Below are 9,910 nucleotides of genomic sequence, written 5' to 3'. Positions count from 1 at the left end.
GAAGCTGTTCCAGATCCAACTCTTCCATCCGAAGCAAGTGCTCCTGAAGGGCTTGGAACGGCTCCTCCTGCATCCCGTTTCCGTTATCTTCGACCGTGATCTGCACGATCGAGGCCGATAGGCGCCGGCTTGTGAGCGCAATGAAATTGTCTTGCTCCAAGGGGTTCATGCCATGCTTGAAAAAGTTCTCGATCAGCGGCTGAACCAGCATCTTCGGAATCAACACCTGCAGAGTCGACTCATCCACATCGTAACGGAAGTCGAACTGATTCTCAAATCGTTCCTTCTGAAGTTCCACGTAATCCTTGATATGATCAAGCTCCGTGGCCAGCGTGACCGGCTTGTCGGTATTGTACATGCTGTATCTCATCATCCGGGCCAGAGCAGAGATCAGGGAGTATATCCTCTTCATGCCATGCTCCAGCGCAAGGGTGCCGATGGTCTGCAGTGCATTGTTCATGAAATGCGGATTCACCTGCGCCTGCAGCGCCCGGAGCTGGTTAGTCCGGTTCGCCAGCTTCAGCTTGTATTCCTGCAGGATGAGGTTGTTGATCGTATCCATCATGCTGCCGAACCTGCGATGGAGGGCTCCGATTTCGTCTTTGCGGTTGGACGAGATATCCACGGTCATTCGTCCGCTTTTGACCTGGCTCATGAGGCCAACCAATTCGCGGATCGGGGCCGTGATATAGACCGAAATCCAGATCGTGGCGGCGATGATGAGAATAAGGGATACGCCGATCAGCAAAATATTGACGAAGGCAGCTTTGTCCGCGCTGCTTAAAATATAGGAGGAAGGAATCTCCTTGATCATCGTCCAGTCGCTGACCGACGTCTTGATATTGTTATATAAATAGATTTTGTTGTTATACTCGAAATGGCCTTCCTTCTTGCCGGATTGCTTGATGCTGGCGTACCAGTCCCCCTGGACTTGTTGTCCCAGCATTTCGTCATTGCCGGAATACATGATATACCCGTCTTCATTGGCAATGTACAGCTGTTCATGATCAGGCTGGAACAGCTGGCCGCTGATCCTGCTCAGGAAATCCATGTCCAGATCGATGGCGAGAATGCCCAATCGTTCGGTTGAAGGGACCCGTTCAATGACCCGGTACATCGTGAATACTTGTTGATCGGCTTCATAGGGATAAGCTAACTGAAACCCGTACGTATGAAGGGGATGCGGCGGCTGAAGGAACACCGTATCGTTACGAAGATCGGGAATCTCGGGATAGAGGTTGACTTCGCTTGTTTTTCTGGCGATATCCTGCGCGAATAACGTGGCTTCCCGTTTGCCGTCGACGTAAAGATAGACCTGCCTTGAGCCGCTGATGGCTTTTTGAATGGATTGCAGCGTGGCGGATTGCCTGCCGCTGGCGTTGATGTTCTCATGACTGTAATAGAGACTGCGGAAAAAATCCGGATCCGAGTAGACCGTAAGGGAGCTACGGTTCATCTCTTCCAAATAGCTCTCCAAATTCAACCGTCCCTGATAGAGAAGGTTCATATTCTCAACAACGGCCCGTTCCTTGAGCGAGTTGGTTGTCATGACATAACTGATGATCATGGAAATGGTGGTCGGAATGATGGTCGCCATGATCATGAAGGTAATCAGTTTGGTGCGGATGCTGTTCCAGTTCCAGTTCAATATTTTCACCGCCGATCAATTTTCTATACCAATTAGTTCACATCCTATGGTAGTCCCAAGGTCTTCATCTTAGCATAATTAAATCATAGAGAAATGGATAGAGAAACGATAGGACAAGCGGAGGGGGATTAACATGAACAGCAAGAGAACGGCTGCTTTGACGCAGCAGTTGGTTTATATCGGACCCGCGCTGCTGTTTTTCGGTATTACGATCATTATCCCATTTGTGATGGGGATGTATTACTCGTTTACCGACTGGAATGGCGTTTCCGGGAACGTCGAATGGGTCGGGCTGGACAATTTCAAACAGATTTTCACAAATGACAGCGCATTCGCCCAATCCTTCTGGTTCACCACCAAATTTACGATCGTCGGCGTGCTTCTGACGAATTTGGTCGGATTCTTCCTGGCCTACTTCTTAACGAAAAATATTCGGGCGCGCAACTGGCTGCGGACGATATTCTTCATGCCGAACGTGATCGGCGGATTGCTGCTCGGCTTCATCTGGCAGTTTATCTTCATAAAAGGCTTTGCAACCGTTGGCGAAGCGACGGGAATTCCGTTTTTTAATCTTCCGTGGCTGGGAGACGAAGTAACCGGCTTCTGGGGCATCATCATGGTATTCGTATGGCAGTCGTCAGGCTATCTGATGGTCATCTACATCGCCTCCATTACGAACGTGTCCAAGGAAGTCATGGAAGCTGCCGAGATTGATGGGGCCAACCGGTTCCAAGTGCTCAAGAGCATCATCGTACCGCTTATTATGCCGGCGGTTACCGTATGTTTGTTCCTGGCGATTTCCTGGTCTTTCAAAATGTTCGACCTGAACCTGTCGCTGACCAAGGGCGGACCTTACCGCTCCACGGAATCGCTGGCGATGAACGTGTACAACGAGGCGTTCCTGAACAACCGGTACGGTCTCGGGACGGCCAAGTCTTTGATCTTCTTCCTGGTCGTTGCCGTCATTACGCTCATTCAAGTCCGTTTAACGAAGCAGAAGGAGGTTGAAGCTTAATGAGATCGAAGAAACCTCCCATGTCGGCCTCCACGATCGTATTGCAGATTGTGATGGTCATTGTTGCCTTGATCTTCTTGGCACCGTTCTACTTCCTGCTGGTAAACTCGGTCAAATCGCTGGGCGATATTATGGTCGACGCGGCCAACTGGCCAACGGCCTTTCACTTTGACAACTACAGCAAGGCTTGGGAAATGACCCGCTTCCCGGAAGCATTCACGAACTCCATCATCATTACGGTCATCAGCAATCTGATCATTGCCCTGCTGAGCGCGATGGCAGCTTACCGGATGGTCCGGTCCAATACGAGATTCAATCGAATCGTGTTCATGCTGTTCGTATCGGCCATGGTCATTCCGTTCCAATCCATTATGATTCCATTGCTGCAGGTCATTAACTTTCTCGGCGTCAACAACAGCATCGTGGGTCTGATTCTCAGTTATCTCGGACTCGGCATACCGCTGTCGGTCTTCCTGTTCCACGGTTTCGTGAAAGGCATTCCGCTGGAGATCGAAGAGGCCGCCACGGTCGACGGCGCTTCTCCGTTCAGGGTATTTGGCCGCATCGTTTTGCCGATGCTGAAACCTATGATGGTCACGGTCATCATCCTGAACTGCCTGTGGGTCTGGAACGACTACCTGCTGCCATCCTTGATTCTGCAAAGTCCGGAACTGCGGACGATTCCGCTTGCGACCTTTGCGTTCTTCGGGCAGTATTCGAAGCAGTGGGATATGGCGCTGCCGGCGCTCGTGCTGGGCATTACGCCGATCATCATCTTCTTCCTGTCACTGCAGAAGTACATCGTTGAGGGCGTCGCTGCCGGCTCCGTTAAGGGGTAAGGGCAGCGGGCGCCTCGCCCATAACCGGTTTTTCCATCTTTATATATAATCATTATCAGGGGGTAGTAAAGATGAACAAAATGAAATTATCACTCGTGATGCTGCTGGCTTTCTCGCTGTTGCTTGCAGCTTGCGGCGGCAAGTCGGAAGAAGGCCAGGGCGGAAGCTCGGATGGAGCTTCCGGCGAAGTCAAAACGGTCAAGATTTTTCAATTCAAAACCGAGATCGTGGACGGCTTGAATGAGCTTAAAGTCGAATTCGAGAAGGAATACCCGAACATCAAGCTGGATATTCAAACGGTAGGCGGCGGCGCTGACTATGGTGCTGCATTGAAAACCAAATTCGCATCCAACGATGCGCCAGATATTTTCTCCAATGGCGGCGACGCCGAGATGGAGATGTGGATCGACCGTCTTGAGGATCTGTCCGATCAGCCTTGGGTGAACGATCTGGTCGACATGGCGAAAGAGCCGATGACCAAAGACGGTAAAGTATACGGCATGCCGATGAACCTTGAAGGATGGGGTTACATCTACAATAAGGATTTGTTTGAGCAGGCTGGCATTACCGAGCTTCCTAAAACGTATACCCAGCTGGCGGATGCCGCGAAGAAGCTGGAAGCCGCAGGCATAACTCCTTTTGCGAACGCTTACCAGGAATGGTGGTTGATCGGCAACCAGGGCATTAACCCGGCATTCGCCCAGCAGGATGACCCGAATGCGTTTATCCAGGGCTTGAACGACGGCACGCAAAAATTCGTGGGCAATGGGAAGTTCGAAGAGTGGACCAAGCTGATGCAGCTGACGTTGGACCACGGCAACAAGAACCCGCTGACCACCGACTACAATACGGCCATTTCCCTGCTGGCTACAGGTAAAGCTGCCATGATGCAGAACGGGAACTGGGCTCAAACCGAGATCGATGCCATCAATCCGGATCTGAATCTCGGCTACCTGCCGATGCCGCTTGGCGACAATGCGGAGCAAAATGACAAGCTGAACGTCGGCGTACCTGCCAACCTGGTCATTAACAAAGATTCCGCTTCGAAGGAAGAAGCGAAGATCTTCCTGAACTGGTTTGTCACATCCGATATCGGCAAAGAGTACATCGTGAAAAAATTCAAATTCATCCCGGCCTTGAAGACCATCGAAGCAACGCCTGAGGATATGGGCGACTTGGGTTCGGCCGTATGGGAGTACGTGCAGGCAGGCAAAGTGCTGCCAAGACAATCCGCGAAGTTCCCAGATGGCGCCGCACAGGAATTCTCCGGCGCGATGCAGGCATTCTTCGCCGGCAAATCCGATACGAACAAGATGCTTGAAGATATGCAGACATCATGGGATAGCTTGAGCAAGTAAGGAGCCATGCAAAAATTTTAAGTTAACAGACGTTCATAAGAGGTATGATCCCTTGTCCGACAAGATAAGGGGTGGTACCTCTTTTCTATAGCAGAGTCTATGAAGGAGGCAATTCTATGATTAATCAACGTTTTCCTAAGATATGGTATGGCGGGGACTACAACCCCGAGCAATGGGACAAGGCAACGATGGAAGAGGACCTGCGGATGTTCGAGCTGGCGGGCGTCGACGTGGCGACCCTCAATGTATTCTCCTGGGCCAAAACGCAGCGCGATGAGGAAAGCTATGATTTTGCGTGGCTTGATGAAATTATGGATCGTCTGGCGGAGGAGCAGGTTCATGTCTGTTTGGCAACCAGCACGGGGGCACACCCTGCTTGGATGGCCAAGAAATACCCGGACATCCTGCGCGTCGATTACGATGGGCGCAAACGCAAATTCGGCGGCCGCCATAATTCATGTCCGAACAGCCCGACCTATCGCAAATATTCCGTGCTGATGGCGCGCAAGCTGGCTGAACGGTATAAGGATCATCCGGCGCTGGTCATCTGGCACGTCTCCAATGAGTATGGCGGGTATTGTTATTGCGACAACTGCGAGCGTCAGTTCCGCGTCTGGCTGAAAGAGCGTTACGGGTCGCTCGATAAGCTGAACGCCGCATGGAATACCGGGTTTTGGGGCCATACCTTTTACGAGTGGGACGAGATCGTGGTGCCGAATGCGCTCAGCGAGGAATTCGGCGGAAACCGGTCGTTCTTCCAGGGAATATCGCTGGATTACCGCCGTTTCCAGTCCGACAGCCTGCTGCAATGTTACCGGCTGGAAAGAGATGAGCTGAAGAAGGTCACGCCGGATATTCCGGTCACCACCAATCTGATGGGCTTTTATCCGGAGCTGGATTACTTCGAGTGGGCGAAGCATATGGATGTGGTGTCCTGGGACAACTATCCCGCGATCGATACGCCGGTGAGCTTTACGGCGATGTCGCATAACCTGATGCGCGGGTTGAGAAGCGGACAGCCGTTCATGCTGATGGAGCAGACCCCGAGCGTTCAGAACTGGTCGCCCTACAACTCCGCGAAGCGTCCCGGCGTCATGCGGCTGTGGAGTTATCAGGCCGTAGCGCACGGCGCGGATACGGTCATGTTCTTCCAGCTCCGCCGTTCCGTGGGGGCGTGCGAGAAATTCCACGGCGCATTGATTGAGCATGTCGGACATGAGCATACCCGGGTCTTCCGGGAGTGCGCGGAGCTGGGGCAAGAGCTGCAGCAGCTCGGAGACAAGCTGCTCGACTCCCGTTCGGACGCCAAGGTGGCGATCATGTACGACTGGGAGAACCGCTGGGCGCTGGAGCTGTCAAGCGGACCTTCCAAAGCCCTGAACTACGTGGATGAGGTTCATAAATATTATGACGCGCTGTATCAGCAGAATATCCAGACCGATATCATCAGCGTCGAAGAGGATCTAAGCAAGTATGATATCGTGATTGCCCCCGTGATGTACATGGTGAAGCCGGGCGTAGCCCAGCGCGTGGAGCGGTTCGTATCGCAGGGCGGAACCTTTGTGACCACCTTCTTCAGCGGCATCGTCAATGAGAACGATCTGGTGACCCTCGGAGGTCATCCGGGCGAGCTGCGCAACGTGACCGGCATTTGGGCTGAGGAAATCGATGCATTGCTGCCCGGAATGCAAAATCAGATCGACATGAAGCAGGATTGGGGAACGCTGCGTGGAAGTTATCCATGTGGAATTTTGTGCGATGTCATCCATGCGGAGACGGCGGAGGTTCTGGCTGAGTACGGATCCGACTTCTACAAAGGCACGCCTGTTTTAACGAAGAATGCGTTTGGCGAAGGGCAGGCCTATTATGTGGCCAGCAGTCCGGATGCGCAGTTCCTGCAAGGGTTTCTTGCCAATCTGTGCGAAGAACAAGGCGTGAAGCCGCTGCTGGATACACCACAAGGGGTAGAGGTGGTGGAGCGGGTGAAGAACGGAAAGTCCTATCTGTTCATATTGAACCACAATGCCGAAGAGATGACGTTTGATGCAGGTTCTGCCAAATCATTCGATCTCCTGGGCAGCCGGCAGGTTACGGGCCATGTCACGATTCCGGGAAGGGACGTCATGATTCTGGAACGGGCTGCCGCCGCCCGGTCTTAAAGAGAGCAAGGAGATCTTACTCGGACCTTGATTAGGGGGCAAAAGCAGTGAGTATACATTTCCATGAAGATCTGGGGATATTCCATCTCCAGAGCGATCGGTCAAGTTATGTGATTGAGCTGGTGCGCGGCGTTTATCCGGCGCATGCCTATTGGGGACGCCGGATTCGCGATAACCGCGTCCTAGGATTACTGGAACGGAGGGGAAGAGCATCCTTTTCGCCGACGCCGTTTCGCGAGGATGCTTCCTTCTCCCTGGACAGTTTGCCTCAGGAATACCCGGGCTATGGCAGCGGCGATTTTCGGCAGCCTGCATATCAGATACAGCTGGCTAACGGGACCACGGTCACCGAGGCCGAATATGTCCGTCACCGGATCTACAGCGGCAAGCCGAAGCTTGAGGGCTTGCCTGCCGTATACACGGAACAGGATGACGAGGCGGATACGCTGGAGCTGGAACTGTTTGATCGGGTAAGCGGTTTGACGATTTATTTGTCTTATACGGTCATGAAGGCGTTTGACGCTATTTCCCGCTCCGTATCCTTCCGCAACGACAGCAAGGAGAACATGACGCTGCTGCGTGCCATGAGCGCCAGCGTGGATATGGATCACAGCCGTTATGACCTGCTGCATCTCCATGGGGCATGGGCGAGAGAGCGCCATGTGCAGCGTAGAAGACTATCCCCGGGCATGCAGGGCATCGAGAGCCGCAGGGGGTCAAGCAGCCATAACCACAATCCGTTCCTAGCGCTGCTGTCCGAGGGGGCAGGCGAAGAGTTCGGCGAGGTGTACGGCTTCAGTCTGGTATACAGCGGCAGCTTCTCCGCGCAGGTCGAGGTAGACCAATACGATACGACCCGGGTCACGATGGGATTGAATACGTTCGATTTCACGTGGCTGCTGGAGCCGGGACAGTCGTTCCAGACGCCGGAAGCGGTGATGGTCTTCTCGGCGGAGGGCCTCGGCGGCATGTCCAGACGCTATCATAAAATGTACCGCACAAGGCTGTGCCGGGGGCAATTCCGGGATGCCACGCGCCCGGTGCTGGTGAACAATTGGGAAGCAACCTACTTCAACTTCAATGCCGATAAAATCGAGCAGATTGCAAGCGCGGGACGGGATCTCGGCATCGAGCTGTTCGTGCTGGACGACGGATGGTTCGGCAAGCGCAACGACGATACGACTTCCCTCGGGGATTGGGTCGTTGACAAGAACAAGCTGCCCGACGGCCTCGAGGATCTCGTGAAGAGGGTCCGCGGTCTGGATATGCAGTTCGGCTTGTGGTTTGAGCCTGAAATGATATCGCCGGACAGCGATCTGTACCGTAAGCATCCCGACTGGTGCCTGCACGTGGAAGGACGCCGGCGGACGGAAGGGAGACAGCAGCTGATCCTGGACTTCTCCCGCGAGGAAGTAGGCGACGCGGTGGCCGATATGGTTCGCGGCATCCTGAGAAGCGCGCCGATCACCTACGTGAAATGGGACATGAACCGGAACATGACGGAGATCGGATCTGCTGCGCTGCCGCCTGAGCGCCAGCGGGAAACGGCCCATCGCTATATGCTCGGTCTGTACAGGGTGATGGAACAGCTGACGACGGAGTTCCCGCATATTTTGTTCGAGAGCTGCTCCGGGGGCGGCGGACGCTATGATCCGGGAATGCTGTATTACATGCCGCAGACGTGGACAAGCGATAACTCCGATGCCGTCAGCCGATTGAAGATCCAATACGGAACGAGCCTGGTTTATCCGCTTAGCTCCATGGGAGCGCATGTGTCCGCCGTTCCGAATCATCAGGTGCACCGGAATACTTCGCTGCGGACGAGAGGACACGCGGCAATGTCGGGCAATTTCGGTTATGAGCTGGACCTGACGGCCTTCAGCGAACAGGAGAAGGAGGAGGTCCGCGAGCAGGTAAAGCTGTACAAAGAGATTCGGCACCTCGTGCAGTTCGGGGATTTCTACCGCCTTCGGAACCCGTTCGAAGGGAATGAAGCGGCCTGGACGATCGTCTCCGAGGATCGCTCGGAAGCGGTGCTGTATTATTTCCGCATCTTAAGCGAGGCGAATGAGCCGATTCGGTGGCTGCGTACGATGGGGCTGGATCCGGAAGGGGATTACAAGTGCCTTGAGGACGGGAACATCTACGGCGGAGACCGGCTGATGAACGCCGGCTTGGCCGTTCCGCCGATGCACGGCGATTTCCAAAGCTTTATCTGGAGATTCGAACGGGTATAAGCTGTTTACTAAAAGCCTGCGGAAGCCATCTGCGTCCCGAGCGCGACGTTAAATCAAGGTTGATCCAGCATCAAGCTGTATCAAGCTGCATAGAAGCCAAAAGAACCGCCAGAGAAGCACTCTCTCTGGCGGTTCTTGCTGTTTCTACCGGCTGCATTCAGGTCGCCGTGATGGAATAAATGCCCCGTTCCGTTGTGAGCACCACTTGACGGTCTTGAATCTCCGCGGCCGTCAACCCGTCCAGCCCGATGACGAAGGCATTGCTTGGCAGCGGGGCTTCGTGGCCTGCCGTGATGACCACGCCGGGGCCGTGCAGCAGAAGAGCATGGCGATCTCCATACCCGTCGATGGACTGCGCTTGCTGCTGCTGATGTTCAAATCGTTCCAGCCGTAATTCAATCTGGTCTTGATCCTTCTCTTCTTGCTTGGATATGTGCAGCGTGCGGTTGCTATTGGATTGAAGCCAGTTCGTAACCTCTTCGATCGATGGATTCATCATGGACACCTTCCTTGATTTTAGGGTGGCTTCAACTAGTCTGTCCACGAATAGGGTTCGTTATTTCAATCCGGACTGGGTTTCTCCCGCGGGAAGTAGACGGAAAAATTAACGCAGTTCAAACCCTCTTCTTCGATATTACGTGTTAAGATAGTTAA

At 53.6% G+C, this 9,910-nt stretch carries 7 protein-coding genes; 5 read left to right on the top strand and 2 right to left on the bottom strand.

The annotated features are described in order from the left end of the window. A partial coding sequence (locus HMPREF9412_RS22750) for a cache domain-containing sensor histidine kinase (RefSeq protein WP_009594039.1) occupies positions 1-1,657 on the bottom strand: 1,657 nt, incomplete at its 3' end. Positions 1,658-1,781: 124 nt separating this feature from the next. Between HMPREF9412_RS22750 and HMPREF9412_RS22745 the strand changes: the two genes are divergently transcribed. The 5 genes from HMPREF9412_RS22745 to HMPREF9412_RS22725 all read left to right on the top strand — a co-directional run bounded on the left by HMPREF9412_RS22745 (position 1,782) and on the right by HMPREF9412_RS22725 (position 9,256). Next, positions 1,782-2,663, top strand: a complete 882-nt coding sequence (locus tag HMPREF9412_RS22745; RefSeq protein ID WP_009594044.1) for a carbohydrate ABC transporter permease — start codon at positions 1,782-1,784, stop codon at positions 2,661-2,663. After that, a complete protein-coding gene (locus tag HMPREF9412_RS22740; protein WP_009594105.1) occupies positions 2,663-3,502 on the top strand; it encodes a carbohydrate ABC transporter permease in 840 nt (279 codons plus the stop codon). The genes HMPREF9412_RS22745 and HMPREF9412_RS22740 overlap by 1 nt, the downstream gene beginning before the upstream one ends. Positions 3,503-3,573: 71 nt before the next feature. Further along, a complete protein-coding gene (locus HMPREF9412_RS22735) occupies positions 3,574-4,860 on the top strand; it encodes an ABC transporter substrate-binding protein (protein WP_009594112.1) in 1,287 nt (428 codons plus the stop codon). A gap of 116 nt (positions 4,861-4,976) precedes the next feature. Continuing rightward, positions 4,977-7,019 carry a beta-galactosidase gene (locus tag HMPREF9412_RS22730; RefSeq protein WP_009594058.1) on the top strand — a complete coding sequence of 681 codons (2,043 nt, stop codon included), beginning with the start codon at positions 4,977-4,979 and terminating at the stop codon, positions 7,017-7,019. Between the two features lie 47 nt (positions 7,020-7,066). Next, positions 7,067-9,256 carry an alpha-galactosidase gene (locus tag HMPREF9412_RS22725; protein WP_009594085.1) on the top strand — a complete coding sequence of 730 codons (2,190 nt, stop codon included), beginning with the start codon at positions 7,067-7,069 and terminating at the stop codon, positions 9,254-9,256. A gap of 157 nt (positions 9,257-9,413) precedes the next feature. On the opposite strand, the gene HMPREF9412_RS22720 is transcribed toward HMPREF9412_RS22725, so the two are convergent. Then, positions 9,414-9,755, bottom strand: a complete 342-nt coding sequence (locus HMPREF9412_RS22720; protein WP_009594086.1) for a hypothetical protein — start codon at positions 9,753-9,755, stop codon at positions 9,414-9,416. Between the last annotated feature and the right edge of the window lie 155 nt (positions 9,756-9,910).

This window comes from Paenibacillus sp. HGF5, from assembly GCF_000204455.1.
Lineage (GTDB): Bacteria > Bacillota > Bacilli > Paenibacillales > Paenibacillaceae > Paenibacillus_AQ > Paenibacillus_AQ lautus_A.
The sequence above is the reverse complement of the archived record's forward strand: the minus strand, read 5'-3'. Positions and strand labels throughout refer to the sequence as shown.

Bases quoted from the DNA above. Each gene is read 5' to 3' on its own strand.
- HMPREF9412_RS22745 (WP_009594044.1), top strand. From the start codon at position 1,782: ATGAACAGCAAGAGAACGGCTGCTTTGACGCAGCAGTTGGTTTATATC.
- HMPREF9412_RS22740 (WP_009594105.1), top strand. From the start codon at position 2,663: ATGAGATCGAAGAAACCTCCCATGTCGGCCTCCACGATCGTATTGCAG.
- HMPREF9412_RS22735 (WP_009594112.1), top strand. From the start codon at position 3,574: ATGAACAAAATGAAATTATCACTCGTGATGCTGCTGGCTTTCTCGCTG.
- HMPREF9412_RS22730 (WP_009594058.1), top strand. From the start codon at position 4,977: ATGATTAATCAACGTTTTCCTAAGATATGGTATGGCGGGGACTACAAC.
- HMPREF9412_RS22720 (WP_009594086.1), bottom strand. From the start codon at position 9,755: ATGATGAATCCATCGATCGAAGAGGTTACGAACTGGCTTCAATCCAAT.